The organism is Niallia sp. WK069_GA_01 (genome assembly GCF_983173855.1).
On the sequence record NZ_OZ470138.1, the window covers coordinates 1,975,156 to 1,991,504 of the forward strand.

Here is a 16,349-nt window from a genome sequence, read left to right on the forward strand (position 1 = left end):
GAAGCAAGCTATAATATAAGAGATAAAGATGAAATGTGGGGATAAAATGAATACAGATAAATTATCACAGCGTTTAGAAACAGTGGCAGAATATATACCAAATGGAGCAAAGTTTGCAGATATAGGATCAGATCATGCTTATTTGCCTTGTTATATGTTGAAAAAAAAGAAAGCTGTCTTTGCGATTGCGGGTGAAGTGGTAGAAGGTCCCTTTCAATCAGCTTGTAAACAAGTTAGGCAAGAGGGCTTAGAATCAGTTATTTCCGTTAGAAAGGGAAATGGATTAGAAGTGATTGAAGCTGGAGAAGTAGATTGTATTACTATTGCAGGAATGGGAGGCTCTCTAATTGCTACAATCCTTGAGCAAGGAAAACACAAACTTTCTAAAGTAAAACGTTTAGTTCTGCAACCAAATATACATGCCTATTCCATCCGCATTTGGCTGCTTGAAAATGGTTGGGAATTAGTGGATGAAGAAATACTAGAAGAAGATGGAAAGATATATGAAGTATTAATTGCAGAACAGGGAATACCGAATAAACCTTATTCTTCCAATTTGAATAATGAATTAGTATTGGGACCAATACTTATGAAAGAAAAAAATCAAGCCTTTCAAAAAAAATGGTCTGCTGAATGGAAAAACTGGGAGAGAGTTCTTGGACAACTTTCAACAGCATCTAATTCAGATGAAAATAGAACAAAAATGCAGGAATTAGAGTGGAAAATAAACATGGTGAAGGAGATATTAAGATGAAACAAATAAACGGGTTTGAAATAATTTCTTTATTTGAACAATATTCTCCAAAGGCATATGCAGTAGAAGGAGATAAGATTGGATTGCAAGTTGGGGATCTTAGCAAACCGGTTCAAAATGTTATGATTGCTTTAGATGTGTTGGATAGTGTCGTAGACGAGGCCATTGCCAAAAAGGTGAATTTAATCATTGCCCATCATCCGCCAATATTCCGCCCTTTAAACAAAATTACAAGTGATAACCCTTCAGGACGATTAATGCAAAAATTAATTAAGCATGATATATCTGTATATGCTGCTCACACCAATTTAGATGTTGCAATAGGTGGAGTAAATGACTTATTGAGTGAAGCACTTGGGGTGAAAGATACAAAAGTCCTTGTACCTACTTATGAGGATAAGTTAAAAAAATTAGTTGTTTATGTACCAAAAAATAGTGCAGAGGAAGTAAAAACTGCTTTGGGAAATGCAGGAGCTGGAGCAATTGGAAACTACTCGCATTGTCTTTTTGAGACAGAAGGAAAAGGTCAATTCAAACCAGGAAAAGAAACAAACCCATTTATTGGAGAACAAGATAAACTAGAGATCGTAGAGGAAATAAAAGTAGAAACTATTTTTCCTGCCTCATTAGAAAAACATATAATAAAATTGATGATAAAGGCACATCCATATGAAGAGGTTGCCTATGATATTTATGATCTTCAAATAAAGGGAGAACAATTTGGGTTAGGAAGAATTGGTACGATAGAAGAAATGACACTTTCTGATTTTGCCAACCATGTGAAAAAGGCGTTGGAAGTAGATGGTGTTCGTGTAGTTGGGGATTTACAGGCAAAAGTCAAAAAGGTTGCTGTTTTAGGTGGAGATGGGAATAAGTATTATTCTCAAGCCCTGTTTAAAGGAGCAGATGTGTATGTTACTGGAGATATGTATTATCATGTCGCCCATGATGCACAGGCTTTAGGTTTGAATATTATAGATCCTGGACATAATGTGGAAAAAGTAATGAAAAAAGGCGTTACACATGTATTAACCAACATGTGTAGGGATAAAGGGTATGATGTTCATATTTTCCCTTCTGAAATTGATACAGATCCATTTCAGTTTGTATAATATTTTTTTACCGGTTTAAATAAAAAGCAGAAAATATCCTTTGATAGAGGACATTTTCTGCTTTTTTTGTTTTTATAAAAGATAACTTGCCTATGTCACTCAAATTGCTGTACGGTCATTTTTGCATTTTATTTTATCTTTTTACTTTTGGCAGTATTTTATGCAAAGGAACTTTTTTCTCGCGATTCCATGTGTTTTCATCTGCAGGATCATATTGGTCAAGAAAGTTTATTACTTCCTTTGTAATGGGAGTAGGAGTCGAAGCACCAGCAGTAACTGCTACAACCTTAGCATCCTTAATCCAATCCAGCTGAAGTTCAGAAATATCAGCAATACGATAAGCGGTTGTATTGGCAATTTCCATTGATACCTGTGCCAGTCGATTAGAGTTATTGCTTTTTGGATCGCCTACAACAATTAGAACATCAGCCTCACCAGCTTGTTGTGCAACCGCTTCTTGGCGAACTTGAGTTGCTAAACAAATTTCTTTATGGAACTGAGCATCTGGAAATTTCGTTTTGATCGCTTCCATTAAGTCAGCAACATCCCATTGGCTCATCGTTGTTTGGTTGGTTACGAGAATTTTCTCTTGGCTAATTTCTAACTTTTCTACATCTCCAATTGTTTCAACTAATGCTACTGCATGCGGGGCAACGCCAACCGCACCCTCAGGCTCTGGATGCCCTTTTTTTCCTATATATATAATAAAATATCCTTCTTTTTCTTTTTCTCTAATTAAATCATGTGTTTTTGTCACATCGGGGCATGTTGCATCCAATGTTACAAGACCTCTTTGTTTGGCAATTTCTCTTATTTCAGGAGAGACACCGTGTGCTGTAAATATAACCGTGCCTTTATCTACTTTTTCCATTATTTCTTTTCGGTTTTGCCCATCTAATGTAATGATGCCATCTTCTTCAAATGCATCCGTTACATGTTTGTTGTGAACAATCATGCCAAGAATATATATTGGTCGTGGCAATGTTTTATCTAAAGCCGCATTTCGGGCTATTACCATCGCATCAACCACACCATAACAATAACCCCTTGGGGCAATCTTAATTACTTTCATTTTTTAATTCCTCCCGCCAGGCACTTCTATTTATCATTCTTTTGTCTGCTGGAAATTTTCAGCATCAAATAATACGAGTTACAATATGCAACATTTCTATTATATAGAACTTATGTATAGATGACAAAGTATTAAAATTATAAAAGCTTGAAGGAGATAAACGTTTTTAAAAGTAAATGAAGACTTGTCTTTTTTGTGGGTGCACAAATACAATAGACAAAATCAAAGGAGGAGAGAGGGAGAACCTGAATGTTGCCAACCAAATTGTCTTATGAAGGACAATACAAGGTGAAAAACTTAGGTACTGTCCGTCATAGATGGCAAACAATTCGCGTTTATTCTTTAAATAAGAAAAAACAATTCAGGCTGTCGATGGGGAAACGTACTTTCGAACAGCCTGGGATGTATGAAAGTAAGTATGAAGCATTTCTCAAATATACAATTTTGGCAGAGAAGGACCTTTTGGTTTTTCAGGTGTATCTGCTGTTTCCCATTCCTCTATACCAGTAGAGTCAATAGACACCTCTTTTGATGCAGATTTAGCTGGAATGCTTTTTTTCTTTTCAATAGGTTTTTCAGTTGTACCAGCTGTATCATCATCGGAAGACGCAGTATTTTTTAACCCTCTATATAATTTCCACATGGCTGGAATATTACGAACCATAGGGCCATATTGATTGATCATTGGACCGAACTGGCTTGCTGTATTAAGGAATTTTTGCGAATTGGCAAGGAATCCATTGATGGAAGCGGGATTAGTGATTGCTTTCAGTATCCCACCGCCAGAGCTTGCACTTCTAGCTCCAGCATTTGCAATATTTCCTGTAGCTGTAGAAGCACTGCTGTTTCCGCCGCCAATTAATTTAGAAAGAATACCGCCCCCGCCTCCATTTCTAGCAGGAGGTCCTCCTCCCATCATCGGATTACGGAAATTAGCTGGTCCAGGCTGTTGCATCATTCGTCCACCCATCATGCCTCGTTGGTACGGATTACGTGGTCTTGGTGGCATATCTTTGCCTCCTTTCACTTTTACTACTTTATAGAGTATGCAAGAATGAAGTTTTTGTTTAGGATTTATGCGGAACATATGGCGAAATAAATAGGCATTTTTTATTAAAAATTTTCATCAAACCATTCAATATGAAGATATTGATTTAAATGTGTGTCCTTTTTACTTTCCTTTTTGAACCACCTCTAAAAAACGTACAACAGTTTCAAATGTTATATTGTTATTAAGTAAGGAAATCCCGACCATTTTCATACTAAAAAAATGTTAAAATGTCAAAACTAAAAAATATAAAAGTGGTCTTTTGTGCAAAACTTTATTATAATAACATGATGAACAAGTGAGCAAAAAAGAACAAATTAAATAATAGGCTCAGATAGTTTTTATGCCAATAACCCTCTTAACGGCATTAGCCTTCTGAAAATAAGACTTGTTTTCGTTTTTTTTGCATTGCTATGAAGGAGTTTAAAAATGAGTGAAACAAAATTTAATCGATATCAATTAAAACCGTTTATTATAAAAGCTATAGATGAATTAGGGTTTTATGAACCAACAGAAATACAAGAGAAAGTAATACCATTAATTCTTAAAGGAGAAAGTGCAATTGGGCAGTCGCAAACAGGTACTGGAAAAACCCATTCCTATCTATTGCCGATTCTCCAAAGAGTTAACCCAGAAAAACAAGAAGTACAAGCAGTAATTACAGCGCCAACAAGAGAGTTAGCGACTCAAATTCATCAAGAAATTTTGAAAATAACAAAACATGCTGATTCAACCATTACATCCCGCTTATTTATTGGGGGAACAGATAAACAAAGAACAATTGAAAAATTAAAAGCGCAGCCGCATATCGTGGTTGGAACTCCAGGAAGAATTAATGACTTAGTAAAAGAACAAGCATTATTGGTATTTACAGCATCCATTTTAATTGTTGATGAAGCTGATTTAATGCTGGACATGGGTTTCATTGAAGATGTAGATCAAATTGCTGCAAAAATGCCAAAGAATTTAAGTATGTTTGTTTTTTCAGCAACCATTCCTGAAAAATTGAAACCATTTTTAAAAAAATATTTAGAAAATCCAACTTTTGTTCATGTTGAACCAAAGCAATTGACTGCAGCTAACATTGAACATGTGTTAATTCCCTCTAGGCATCGAGATAAAATAACAACCGTTTATGATGCTTTGACAAGTTACAACCCATATTTGGCTATTTGTTTTACGAATACGAAGCAAATGTGTGAACAAGTTGCGGCTGGTCTTGCAAATAAAGGTTTAAAAGTGGCAAGACTGCATGGCGGTTTAAGCCCGAGAGAAAGAAAAAAAGTAATGAAACAAATATTGGATTTGGAGTTCCAGTATATTATCGCTACAGATTTAGCTGCAAGGGGAATCGATATTAAAGGAATAAGCCATGTTATTAATTATGAGCTTCCAACGGACTTGGATTTTTATGTCCATCGTGTAGGAAGAACGGCTCGTGCAGGATATTCTGGTATTGCATTAACAATTTATGAAACTTCAGATGAGGATGCATTAAACCAACTTGAAAAACAAGGCATAGAATTTAAGAATATGGATTTAAAAAATGGAGAATGGATTTCCATTGATGATAGAAATCGTCGAAAAAAACGTCAAAAACAAACAGATGACGTAGATGCTAAAGCAAAATCATTAGTACAAAAACCCAAAAAAGTAAAACCAGGCTACAAAAAGAAAATGCAGAGGGAAGTAGAAAGCATTAAAAAGAGAGAAAGACGGATGAAAAGTAAACGAAAATAATAAACTGTCAGCACAGATAGCATCTTTATCTGTGTTTCTCTAATTAAGTGTTTTTAACTTCTTTTATGAGATAAAGCATTTGATAGAATAAACAGTAGAGGAGAGGTTAGATTGCTGAAAATTGGTTCACATGTTTCCATGAGCGGTAAAAAAATGCTTTTAGCATCTAGTGAAGAAGCCGTTTCATATGGTGCCAATACATTTATGATTTATACTGGTGCACCACAAAATACTAGAAGAAAAAAAATCGAGGATTTAAATATAGAAGCTGGTCATCGTCATATGCTGGAACATGGAATTACAGATATTATTGTTCATGCTCCGTATATTATAAATATTGCGAATAAAACCAATCCAGCAACCTTTGAACTTGGCGTGAATTTTTTGCGTTCCGAGATTGAAAGAACGGAAAGTTTAGGGGCGAAACAAATTGTCTTACATCCAGGAGCCCATGTTGGAGCTGGAACGGAGATTGGGATAAAAAGAATTATTGAGGGCTTGAATGAAGTGTTAACTGGCAAAGAGAACCTTCAAATAGCGTTAGAAACAATGGCGGGAAAAGGATCAGAATGTGGGAAGACGTTTGAAGAGCTAGCAATGATTATGGATGGGGTTACTTATAATGATAAACTGTCCGTATGCTTTGATACATGTCATACACATGATGCCGGTTATAATATTGTCGAAGATTTTGACGGGGTATTAGCTGAGTTTGATCAAGTTCTCGGTATAGAAAAACTGAAAGTATTGCATATTAATGACAGTAAAAATGCTCAAGGCATGAGGAAAGACCGCCATGAAAACATTGGATATGGTCATATTGGCTTTGATGCACTAAATAAAATTGTTCATCATCCACAACTGATGGAGATTGTAAAGATTTTAGAAACTCCTTATGTTGGAGAAGATAAAAAAAATAAAAAAGCACCATATAAACATGAAATTGACATGTTAAAAAAACAAGTATTTAATTCCAATTTATTGGATGAGATTTTGATCGGATAAGATAAGGAGGCTTCAAACTGTTGGGTTTTACTCGATCTGTGCGAAGCCTCCGCAAATAAAATATGTCTACAAGTACCTTCTATGTTGGAAGGTTTCTTTTTTGGGGCTACCCTGAAAAGTGGCACAGTCCGCAGTCAGAATACACTTCGCTTTCCTGTGGGCTACGCCTGAGCCTCCTCGTTTCATTCACTGCGGGGTCTCGCTTTCCCACGGGAGTCTTCGTGTACTCTGACTGCTCTATGCTAAAAATTACTTTGCTATGTCTACATGTAATTTGTTCTTATGTAGCAAGCAAAAGCATTACTTGGCAAAAAGGTTAAATAATTGGTTAACTTCTTTCGCTGTTGCTGGACTAGTAAGTTTGGCTATGTCTCTGATTAGTTTAGATCGTTCAGTTGGGTTGAAAATATTTATTTTTTTTCCATTTAAATGGTTGGCTAACGTTACTGCTTCATCATCAGAAATCGCAATTTTAAATTGTTTGCTATATTTTAATAGCTCTGTCGAAGTTATATTGCTGATCTTATGGTTGATAATATTTTCAAAAATTTTCATGTCATCACTCCCCATTCTAACATATGAACTAAATGGGTGAATTGTGCCTATTTTTTTTGAAAAGTTCATGGTGTGATGAAAATCAACAGCCTAAATATACTTCAATTTCTACTGAGCCGCTTCGTAACTATATTATTGAAATCTTGTCTATTGTTGGAGTGCTGCTTTGTGCTGGAAGGTAGACAACGAGGTTTTTAAAGAATGGTCTTGTGAAAGGAAAGTGTTACTTGCTTTATACAAGCGCTTCTTGTATACTGTTTTAGATAAATCGTAACCATTACAATATGGGATAATGGAAATAAAACGATTATATTCTAGATATGTATGGACTACGTTAATAACAAATTATTTCGAGAAAAATATAGATACAAATGGAGATGGGAGAATTGAATGTACAATTTGCTTTAGAATTATTGAAGGAACAAGGGTACAAACATACAGATAAACGCGAAGATATGCTTGAATTATTTGCAACAAGCAACAAATATTTAACAGCAAAAGAAGTGCTGGATGCATTGAAAAAGGATTACCCTGGATTAAGTTTTGATACGATTTACCGTAATTTGTCTTTATTTGTTGAAATGAATATTTTTGAAATGACAGAATTAAGCGGAGAAAAGCACTTTCGTTTCACTTGCTCCCATCAAGAACATCATCATCATTTTATCTGTTTAGAGTGTGGGAAAACAAAAGAAATTATAACATGTCCGATGGAAGAATTAACAGATAGTTTAAAAGGCTATGATGTTTCTGGACACAAATTCGAAATATACGGGAAATGTCCTAATTGTAAAGAAGCTGGGGCATAAGTATTCCAGCTGAAGATAAACCCGAACCATGATACGAAGATGAAAAAATATTTCGTATCATGGTTGGGTTTTTTATTTATGTAAGGTTTGTGGTAATCACCCGCAGCCTGCATACACTTCGCTTTCCGTGGGGTTCGCGCTGAAAATCAACGCTACTAGTGTTTAGTCATCATACCTTGTAATGAAATTCGAAGACAAGAACGTATTCTAAAACAGGTTGCTTGTAACGGAGGGTGCGAAGACTCCTGCGGGAAATGTGGGAAGGCTGAGACCCCGCAAGGCAACGCCGAGGAGGCTCAGCTCCCACCCCGCGGAAAGCGAAGCAACCCGTAGTGGAAAGCACCCCCCACAATAAAAAACAAGCCTCCCATTTTATTGTTCTTAAACCGAGTAATATCAAGACTTGCAGACGAATTTGAAGGTGCAAGGTTTGGGTTAACTATATGAAAAAACATGAGTAACCAGTATAGGGAAGTAACCATTTAAGTGCTAAATTAGAGAATGTTCGTCTCTACCTATTATCTATTTAGTTATGTCTCAGCCTCTTTTTTTGTGACTCTTAAGTATTTACGGAAGATTTAGATTTTGCCCAATTTGTTACCCATTCGTAAGCTTCATTCCAGCTTGCTACTCTAATTACTCCTTCAGGGATAGGATCTCTATTGTATGGAGTGTCAAATAAAATAACTGGAATGCCGCACTCTTCATGTATCATAACTGCATTATCATGTTTATCCTCAAAGAATATATCTACTTCGTATTTTTGTGCAGCGGCAATTTTGTGATGTGTACCAATTAAATCGATATGATCAAATGAAAGCTGATTTGTTAAAAACCATTTTTTTGTTATTTCTAAGAGATGGGAACTTCTTGCACTAATAAAATATAGTTCAAATTCTTCTGCCCATTTACGCAAAACGTAACTAGCACCTTCAGCGAGAGGGGAATCTGCATAAATACGGGGTTCATTGTCTATAAACCATTGATTAAATTCTTCTTTTGGTATATTTACAAGTGGATATAAATCATATTCTTTAATATGATCTAAGGTAATATTTAATTGAAAGCTTTCGTTTAGATAGGGTACGAAGGTGGAGGGGCTTGTCACCGTACCATCAATATCAATTCCAAATCGTAATTTTTTCATTATGTACTCCTTTGTTTACAGTAAAATTGAATGTTTGTAAGATTATCCTATTTTGATAAAAATTTTATTGTTTCCTTCTATAAGCTTAACAAAATAAAGTGGATATCGAAAGGTTTTCTCTTCTTAATAGAGAGGAGAGTTCTTTGTATTGGTTTTTTTGACTGATTTTAGGCTACCCTGAAAAGAGGAGTGCACTCTCAATGAGTCCGCAGCTATATATAATTCGTTTTCCTGCGGGCGTCCTCGATTTCCGCGGTCGTCTTCGTGTATTCTGGCAGATCTGTGCTTCAAATTTGCTATTTGGTTTCTCCACAAGTGTTTTGCTGATTTTCTTATAGGATCCTTCAACAACTTTTAAGCAACTTTTTTTCTTGTCTTATTATTGACGTAATGGAATCTTATCATGTCAAGGGTGCTGATTATCTGAAATTAGACAGACTTATCCTGTGAAACGTTAAGTATTTTTTTTACTGGTGAATTTTACCTGATTAAATTCGAGAATTATGAATCAGGACCAAAACAACTGAGAAATGAGGGAAGTTTGTCCGATAAAGGGTGAATCCAGATCAAAAACCAAAATTCTGGATCCTGTCCCATATTACACGAAAGCATTACCATAGTGGGACCGGTTCCAGAATTTAAAGAACTTTTTTATGGAGTTACTCGTTAATTAACACGCCAGTTATCATGTATTAGTAAAACAGCTGTTAATAGAGTAAATCATTAACAGCTATAAAAAAGACGAAATGGGCGATGATAATAAATGCTCCTATTAATGAAAGCGAGGGATTCATCATGGCAGACTATAACAGCAATGAAGAATATGATCGTCGGGATAGAGAGCAACATGGTATATCAGATGAAGATTTTTTAGAAGAAACTTCTGCTGAATTTGCAGCCCCTATCACGTATAATAATGATCGCGATACGGAAAGAGAAAAAGGAGGCAAAGGGGTAGGAATAACAGCGTTAATCTTATCCATTATATCCTTATTTGTATGGCCGATTGTTTTAGGAGCAGTAGGAATAGTTTTAGGGTTTGTTGCAAGAAGAAGGGGAGCGTTAAGCCTTGGAACATGGGCAATCTCTTTAGGAGCAATCTCCATTATCATTGGAATATTTCTTGCTCCCTTCTTTTAAATAATGAAAAAACCGCTCAAAACATTGGCTTTTGAGCGGTTTTTTATTATCTTATTTTTGTATGGGCTGTTGCTTTAACTGACAGATGGATACATTTTAGTTTCCATGTATTTAGGATAGGATACCCTGAAAAGTGCTTTTGGGCGTCCGCAGTCAGAATATACAGGTTGCTTTCCTGCTGGCAAGCGAAGAGCCTCCTCGCTGCTCCTTGTACTTTAAGGAAGCGTCCGTTTTTATTTTATTTCTACTTGTGCTGCTTCTTCAGCAGCTTTTTTTGCAAAATATTCTTCGGCGATAATGTCAATTTCTTTTTTTAATTCTTCGACCATGATTTCTTCAGGAACTTTGCGGACGATTTTTCCTTTACGGAATAGTAATCCTTCTCCGCGAGCACCGGCAATGCCGATATCTGCTTCTCTTGCCTCACCTGGTCCGTTGACTGCACAGCCAAGTACTGCTACTTTAATAGGTGCTTTTATCGTTGAGATATATTCTTCTACTTCGTTTGCGATGGAAATTAAATCAATTTCAATTCTTCCGCAAGTTGGACAAGAAATAAGGGTTGCTGCATTAGACGATAGTCCAAATGATTTTAGCAATTCGCGGGCTACTTTCACTTCTTCTACTGGATCAGCACTTAAAGAAATACGAAGTGTATTTCCAATTCCTTTGCTAAGAATTGCCCCTAATCCTGCAGCACTTTTTACGGTGCCGGCAAATAGTGTCCCGGATTCCGTAATCCCAAGATGCAATGGGTAGTCAAAAGCTTGAGCAGCCTTTTCATATGCCTCTATAGCTAAGTTTACATCGGAAGCTTTCATGGATACGATAATATCATGGAAGTCTAAATCCTCTAATATTTTTATATGATGGAGAGCACTTTCCACCATACCATCTGCAGTTGGATAACCGTATTTTTCGAGAATTCTTTTTTCAAGGGAACCGGCATTTACACCAATTCGAATAGGAATTCCTTTTGCTTTTGCTGCTTTTACAACTGCTTCTACTTTTTCCCTTTTGCCGATATTCCCTGGATTAATTCTGATTTTATCCGCGCCGCCTTCAATAGCCTTTAGAGCTAGACGGTAATCGAAATGAATATCAACAACAAGCGGTATATTAATTTGTTTTTTAATGTCTGCAATCGCATCTGCTGCACGTTCATCTGGACAAGCCACACGGACAATTTGACAGCCAGCTTCTTCTAAACGCTTTATTTCTGCAACAGTTGCTTCGACATCATGTGTTTTTGTTGTTGTCATACTTTGGATAAAAAGCTCGTTGCTTCCCCCAATTGTTAAATTACCAACTTTAATTGGACGGGTTTTAGTACGATGTATTAATTCACTCAATGGTGATTCGCTCCTTTAAACATTGGACACGCCAAATATATAGTATTACAGTATTTTATCATTTAAATCACTTTCCTATTGTAACAATGAAACACAAAGATTGACAAGGAACTTGCTGATTTTTACAGCCTGTTTTATTTTATAGCTGCAATATTGCTGTAATTGGTGGACGAAAAGGAAACGAATCAGAAGAAAGATAAATTTTTATTGAACATTTTGATAATCTGGAAAATAGTATAGTTTACCGACCTGAATGTCTTCAGGAGAAAGATTATGATTTAGTTGTTTAAAATCTTTAATTAATTGATCGATGCTGACAGGTAAGCTTTTATTTAATTTATCTTCCGCAATGAGAAGCACTGTATCTCCTGTCTGTACTTTATGTTGAAAGGAAGGTATGGAAGTGTTTGGAGAAGCTTGGACTTCGATTGCAGGCTCTTGGGTGGGGGAAAGAGTGCCATGATTTAAGTCAAAATAAATAACATAAACTGTAATAAGAATAAGAGCAGTAATTACGAGCCGTTTCATGATTTGCCTCCCATTAATGTATTGTTAAGCTATAAACCATGAATATGCTTGTCCAGTAAAAAATATTACAAATAATAAATTGCGTTCATTTATAATCAATGTAATAGGAAATAAAGTATAGGTGAAAAGGACTGGTTTAATAAAAAATTTACTTTCTCTTTACATTGGCTTTATATATTTTTGCCAAAATGAAAAAGGAGAGTGGGGGGGTTTGAATGAAAATAAAAAAGTATATACGAAATGAATTTACGATTCAAAAGAGGCTGTTGGTGCTGATGATGACATTACTAATTGCAACAGTGGGAGTTGTTTCAATTGTTGCGGTCAATAAATCGAAAGAAATGGCAGTAGAGTTAATGCAGCAGCGATTAGAGCAGGAAGTGAAAGCAACATATGTAATGGCACAAAATATGAAGCTTACTTATATAAGTGATGAAGCAAAGTTTCATAAAAAAATGGAACAAGTTGTACGTGATCAAGATGCAAATTTTTTAAAGGATAATATAAATGGCAGCTATTATTTAATTACTAATCAAGAAGCGGATCCATTTAATGTAAATAAAAAAACGAGTTTAAAATTACCTGATGATGTGATGAAGGAAATTATCCAGCAGGAAACGGGAGTGCTGCAAAAACGTATTAAGGGGAAAAAGTATTCTATTGCTTTTCAAAGGATACAAGAAATGAAAGGCATCTATGTTATTATCCTTCCGCAAGAAGAGTATTTGCAAAAGGTAAATGACATAAAAAAAATAGTTTTGTTGGTATCTATTCTAAGTATTTGTATTACGATGGTTATTATTGTTTATTTTGTAAGAAGTATTGTAAAACCATTGACCATTTTACGAAACTGGATGAGGGAAGTACGTGAAGGGAATTTATTGGTTCACCCCAATATAAAGACATCGATTCCAGAGATTAAATCTTTAGTAAATAGCTATACAACCATGATTGACAGAATGAAATTAGTATTATCAGAAATGAAATCAACAAGCAGCCAGCTATCTAATACTGGCAATATGATTCAAGAACAATCTACTTTTATGAAGGAAAAGAATGTAACTCTTTCTGAAATAATCTCTATTGTAAAACAAGGGGCAAATGAAACGGCAGTAAGTTCAGAAGCAACGATAGGTATATTTCAAGAGATGAAGGATAAGATGGAACAAGTGGTGTTGAGAATGAATGATATGAATAAAAAAACAACGGTTATGAATGAAGCTGCACAAATAGGAGAGCAAAATATAAAGGATTTATTTCATTCTTTTGATTCTTTGCAAAATCAGTTTTTATCTATAACAAATACGATACTAAAAGTGAAAAAGCATTCGCAATCTATAGGTACCATTATTCATTCTATTCGGGGGTTGGCTGAACAAACAAAACTTTTAGCTTTAAATGCATCTTTAGAAGCTGCAAGAGCTGGACAAAATGGACTTGGGTTTGCTGTAGTTGCAAACGAAGTAAGAAATTTAGCAATATTATCTTCCAATGCTAGTGAAGAGATAAAAACATTTACGAACGAGATGGATTTAATTGCTGATGATGCGACAGAAGATATAGAGAAAATAACAACAGAATTTGCACATTGTGAAAAGCATTCGAAAAAAAGCAGTAAGTCTTTTGATCAGCTATTACAAGGAATAGATTCTGTTAACAATGGGCTAGTCGAAAATCAAGATCAGCTTTTTGAATTGCAAACACTCTTGCCGAAAATGGAAAATTCTTCGCTGTACTTAACATCTATAAGCCAACAAACGTTAGCGAGTTCCGATGAAATGGCAGCAATTGCAGAAATGCAACAGGAAGAAGTCCAAATAAATGCAGATATCAGCGTTAAATTGGCGCAACTAGTGGAATCACTGGAAAATTGTGCGAATCAATATAAGTTACATACATAAAAATAAAGGCTCTGTTAGCGATAAGTGTTGATTTTTCATCAAATTCAAAATGACCAGTCAATATCTACTGACTGGTCTAATATGGTAAATGAGGATTTTAAGGAGTAACATTTCTGTAAATATTAATCATCCAAGTTTATCGCTAACTTTTCTCTTTACGGGCATCCAAATTTCGCTATATACATTTTCTGATGTACCATTGTGCTTTGTAAAAGAAATTCCAGGTAAATCTGCAACTTCATAATCTGAAGAAGGCAACCATTCAGAATAAATTTTTGCGGTAGTTTCTTGAAGCGTAGCAGGAAATGGTCCTTGATTAGGGAAAATTGCCCATAAACTTTCTTCAATAGAAATTTGCTCTAAATCATCAACTGGATTTTCTTTTGTAGTTGCAAAACCAATCATATGAGTTAAGTATCCTTTTTCTTCCAAAAAACCATCATCAAAATCAAAAGATACATTCAAAACTTGATGAGGAGATAAATCAGCTAATTGATGCATGTCATTTCTTTGTTGTTCGGTAATTGACCTGGCTAGTTCTAAGATAGCATTATTTTCACCTTCGAATTGAATTGGCACTCTTTTCGATACACCTACTATATTAAACTTCTCTTTTTTTTCAATTTTGAATTCCATGGATATTCCTCCTCTTATATCTATAAAGAATGAAAATTTGGGAAATGATTTTTGAATTTTGTTTATAGTTACTTCTGAAGGTAAAAAACCGCTCCATCCACGAAAGGCTCTTGAAAATCCTTCTAAGGATTGATAGCCATATTTATAGGCAATATCTGTAACTTTTGCTCCGTTTATTAATTCAACATTCGCAACTGATAATCTCCTATTTTTGATATACTCATTCAATGACATTCCAGCCATATACGAAAACATTCTTTTAAAATGATAATCAGATAATCCTACAATTTTTGCTATATCTTTTCCAGAGATTTCTTCCATTAAATGTGTTTCGATGTAATCCATTAAATTATTGAATTCTTGTAACATTTATTTCCCTCCTTTACAAATACATATTATCGTTAAAATTTATTATTTACTTGATATTTTTTATACGGAATTTATCGGAACCTGTCTGCCATGCAGCGGATCCTTTATAAGCTTTTCATTCATTTACTTTATGAAAGAGGGATTTTGATTCGAATAATGGTGGAAGGGGAGTCTTTAACCACGCAAATACCCCCTCCTTACCAAATTGGCCTAAACGTTCTATATCACTAACAGAGTCAAAATAAAAAAGATTGTCCTAATTGTTAGAACCAACAATGGACAATCTTTTTTTGTTTTATATAAAGCTACAGAGCTTTAGGTTTTTTATCTAAAGGAATTTCTTTTATAGCTAAAAATACGATAAAGAGACTGATAAACCAATTTAGCAGCGATCCATTAGGTACAATTGTCTGAAGTGTATCCATTATGATAAAAAACACAGAAGGCAATGTGATACTGTAGGCAGTTATTTTCCAAACTTGCGAATAAGATAAGGAACGACCTAGTATTTTTGAAAATAAATTTCCGAAAATAGCAAGGATTAAGGTGAGAATTACCTTGGAAATCATTGTTACAATAAAATAAATAACAGCAAAGACGCTAATAATAATGGGAAGCATTGATTCCGTTGTTTGTAAAAAATCAAGAATATCATTATTTGTAATATTTACATCACCAAAATTAGCATATTCCATTGCTTGTGATTGCCCTGCTGTTGAAAAAACAAATTCATTTTTTAGAAAGGCAACAGTAGTTCCGGAAGAGCTGATGGAACTAGTGTTATATGTACCTGTAGAGTCAACAATAATGGTTAAATCATCTTTGTTAATAATCATTGGCTCTTTCTCATTCGATTGAAGCTCATTATTACTTATGGAAAAGGAAAAAGCTTCATCCTCCATCGCATTCGATAAGGATTGAACACCATCACTCATTCCTTTACTTAAATAGTAAAGTGTTGGAATGGATACCAACAAGGACAAAAGAAGAAGATAAAGAATCGTTTTACCATTTTTCTGCGAACGATAGGCAGCTATATCTTTAGGAGAATAGATGCTTTTAATAAATTGCTTAAAAATATTCATTTTGACACACCCTTTTAAATATTCATACCTATTTTATCGTCCAATCCGTTTAGATACAAGTTTCATGAGTAAATGAGTGTATAATGAATACATATT

Annotated in this window: 15 protein-coding genes; 7 read left to right on the top strand and 8 right to left on the bottom strand. The window is 34.9% G+C overall.

The annotated features are described in order from the left end of the window. The first annotated feature begins 46 nt into the window (after positions 1-46). The gene (locus AC5LWL_RS09275; protein WP_493434047.1) at positions 47-754 is read left to right on the top strand and encodes a tRNA (adenine(22)-N(1))-methyltransferase; all 708 of its coding nucleotides are present in this window, start codon (positions 47-49) and stop codon (positions 752-754) included. Then, positions 751-1,866 (top strand): Nif3-like dinuclear metal center hexameric protein, encoded by a 1,116-nt coding sequence (locus tag AC5LWL_RS09280; protein ID WP_493434048.1) that lies wholly within the window; start codon positions 751-753, stop codon positions 1,864-1,866. Before AC5LWL_RS09275 ends, AC5LWL_RS09280 begins: the two co-directional genes overlap by 4 nt. 133 nt (positions 1,867-1,999) lie before the next feature. On the opposite strand, the gene AC5LWL_RS09285 is transcribed toward AC5LWL_RS09280, so the two are convergent. Then, the gene (locus AC5LWL_RS09285) at positions 2,000-2,938 is read right to left on the bottom strand and encodes a 4-hydroxy-3-methylbut-2-enyl diphosphate reductase (RefSeq protein WP_493434049.1); all 939 of its coding nucleotides are present in this window, start codon (positions 2,936-2,938) and stop codon (positions 2,000-2,002) included. A gap of 430 nt (positions 2,939-3,368) precedes the next feature. Further along, on the bottom strand, positions 3,369-3,947 hold the full coding sequence (gene vrrA, locus AC5LWL_RS09290; protein ID WP_493434050.1) for a VrrA/YqfQ family protein: 579 nt from the start codon (positions 3,945-3,947) through the stop codon (positions 3,369-3,371). Between the two features lie 468 nt (positions 3,948-4,415). On the opposite strand from vrrA, the gene AC5LWL_RS09295 reads away from it, so the two are divergent. Both AC5LWL_RS09295 and AC5LWL_RS09300 read left to right on the top strand, forming a co-directional pair. Beyond that, complete coding sequence (locus AC5LWL_RS09295; protein WP_493434051.1) at positions 4,416-5,726, top strand: DEAD/DEAH box helicase; 1,311 nt, start codon at positions 4,416-4,418, stop codon at positions 5,724-5,726. A 111-nt stretch (positions 5,727-5,837) separates the two neighbouring features. Further along, complete coding sequence (locus AC5LWL_RS09300; protein ID WP_493434052.1) at positions 5,838-6,731, top strand: deoxyribonuclease IV; 894 nt, start codon at positions 5,838-5,840, stop codon at positions 6,729-6,731. A gap of 300 nt (positions 6,732-7,031) precedes the next feature. On the opposite strand, the gene AC5LWL_RS09305 is transcribed toward AC5LWL_RS09300, so the two are convergent. Beyond that, positions 7,032-7,286 carry a DUF2624 domain-containing protein gene (locus AC5LWL_RS09305; protein WP_493434053.1) on the bottom strand — a complete coding sequence of 85 codons (255 nt, stop codon included), beginning with the start codon at positions 7,284-7,286 and terminating at the stop codon, positions 7,032-7,034. Positions 7,287-7,672: 386 nt separating this feature from the next. Here AC5LWL_RS09305 and zur point away from each other — a divergent pair, with 386 nt between their 5' ends. Continuing rightward, the gene (gene zur, locus AC5LWL_RS09310) at positions 7,673-8,095 is read left to right on the top strand and encodes a zinc uptake transcriptional repressor Zur (protein WP_493434054.1); all 423 of its coding nucleotides are present in this window, start codon (positions 7,673-7,675) and stop codon (positions 8,093-8,095) included. A 559-nt stretch (positions 8,096-8,654) separates the two neighbouring features. On the opposite strand, the gene AC5LWL_RS09315 is transcribed toward zur, so the two are convergent. Then, positions 8,655-9,242 (bottom strand): 5' nucleotidase, NT5C type, encoded by a 588-nt coding sequence (locus AC5LWL_RS09315; protein ID WP_493434055.1) that lies wholly within the window; start codon positions 9,240-9,242, stop codon positions 8,655-8,657. 795 nt (positions 9,243-10,037) lie between these two features. Between AC5LWL_RS09315 and AC5LWL_RS09320 the strand changes: the two genes are divergently transcribed. Beyond that, positions 10,038-10,382 (top strand): DUF4190 domain-containing protein, encoded by a 345-nt coding sequence (locus AC5LWL_RS09320; protein WP_493434056.1) that lies wholly within the window; start codon positions 10,038-10,040, stop codon positions 10,380-10,382. Positions 10,383-10,615: 233 nt separating this feature from the next. Here AC5LWL_RS09320 and ispG read toward each other — a convergent pair whose 3' ends face one another. Then, entirely contained in the window at positions 10,616-11,734 is a 1,119-nt protein-coding gene (ispG, locus tag AC5LWL_RS09325; protein ID WP_493434057.1) for a flavodoxin-dependent (E)-4-hydroxy-3-methylbut-2-enyl-diphosphate synthase, read from the bottom strand. A gap of 204 nt (positions 11,735-11,938) precedes the next feature. After that, on the bottom strand, positions 11,939-12,262 hold the full coding sequence (locus AC5LWL_RS09330) for a hypothetical protein (RefSeq protein ID WP_493434058.1): 324 nt from the start codon (positions 12,260-12,262) through the stop codon (positions 11,939-11,941). Between the two features lie 215 nt (positions 12,263-12,477). Between AC5LWL_RS09330 and AC5LWL_RS09335 the strand changes: the two genes are divergently transcribed. Next, positions 12,478-14,163, top strand: a complete 1,686-nt coding sequence (locus AC5LWL_RS09335; RefSeq protein ID WP_493434059.1) for a methyl-accepting chemotaxis protein — start codon at positions 12,478-12,480, stop codon at positions 14,161-14,163. A 126-nt stretch (positions 14,164-14,289) separates the two neighbouring features. Here AC5LWL_RS09335 and AC5LWL_RS09340 read toward each other — a convergent pair whose 3' ends face one another. Both AC5LWL_RS09340 and AC5LWL_RS09345 read right to left on the bottom strand, forming a co-directional pair. Further along, positions 14,290-15,168, bottom strand: a complete 879-nt coding sequence (locus AC5LWL_RS09340; protein WP_493434060.1) for an AraC family transcriptional regulator — start codon at positions 15,166-15,168, stop codon at positions 14,290-14,292. 305 nt (positions 15,169-15,473) lie between these two features. Then, positions 15,474-16,253, bottom strand: a complete 780-nt coding sequence (locus AC5LWL_RS09345) for a DUF1189 domain-containing protein (protein ID WP_493434061.1) — start codon at positions 16,251-16,253, stop codon at positions 15,474-15,476. Positions 16,254-16,349: the final 96 nt, after the last annotated feature.

What these genes read in the sequence shown, in the direction of transcription:
- AC5LWL_RS09345 (WP_493434061.1), bottom strand. Translation starts at nt 16,253, where the DNA reads ATGAATATTTTTAAGCAATTTATTAAAAGCATCTATTCTCCTAAAGAT.
- AC5LWL_RS09315 (WP_493434055.1), bottom strand. Translation starts at nt 9,242, where the DNA reads ATGAAAAAATTACGATTTGGAATTGATATTGATGGTACGGTGACAAGC.
- vrrA (WP_493434050.1), bottom strand. Translation starts at nt 3,947, where the DNA reads ATGCCACCAAGACCACGTAATCCGTACCAACGAGGCATGATGGGTGGA.
- AC5LWL_RS09285 (WP_493434049.1), bottom strand. Translation starts at nt 2,938, where the DNA reads ATGAAAGTAATTAAGATTGCCCCAAGGGGTTATTGTTATGGTGTGGTT.
- AC5LWL_RS09280 (WP_493434048.1), top strand. Translation starts at nt 751, where the DNA reads ATGAAACAAATAAACGGGTTTGAAATAATTTCTTTATTTGAACAATAT.
- AC5LWL_RS09275 (WP_493434047.1), top strand. Translation starts at nt 47, where the DNA reads ATGAATACAGATAAATTATCACAGCGTTTAGAAACAGTGGCAGAATAT.
- AC5LWL_RS09305 (WP_493434053.1), bottom strand. Translation starts at nt 7,286, where the DNA reads ATGAAAATTTTTGAAAATATTATCAACCATAAGATCAGCAATATAACT.
- AC5LWL_RS09340 (WP_493434060.1), bottom strand. Translation starts at nt 15,168, where the DNA reads ATGTTACAAGAATTCAATAATTTAATGGATTACATCGAAACACATTTA.
- AC5LWL_RS09320 (WP_493434056.1), top strand. Translation starts at nt 10,038, where the DNA reads ATGGCAGACTATAACAGCAATGAAGAATATGATCGTCGGGATAGAGAG.
- AC5LWL_RS09330 (WP_493434058.1), bottom strand. Translation starts at nt 12,262, where the DNA reads ATGAAACGGCTCGTAATTACTGCTCTTATTCTTATTACAGTTTATGTT.
- AC5LWL_RS09295 (WP_493434051.1), top strand. Translation starts at nt 4,416, where the DNA reads ATGAGTGAAACAAAATTTAATCGATATCAATTAAAACCGTTTATTATA.
- AC5LWL_RS09335 (WP_493434059.1), top strand. Translation starts at nt 12,478, where the DNA reads ATGAAAATAAAAAAGTATATACGAAATGAATTTACGATTCAAAAGAGG.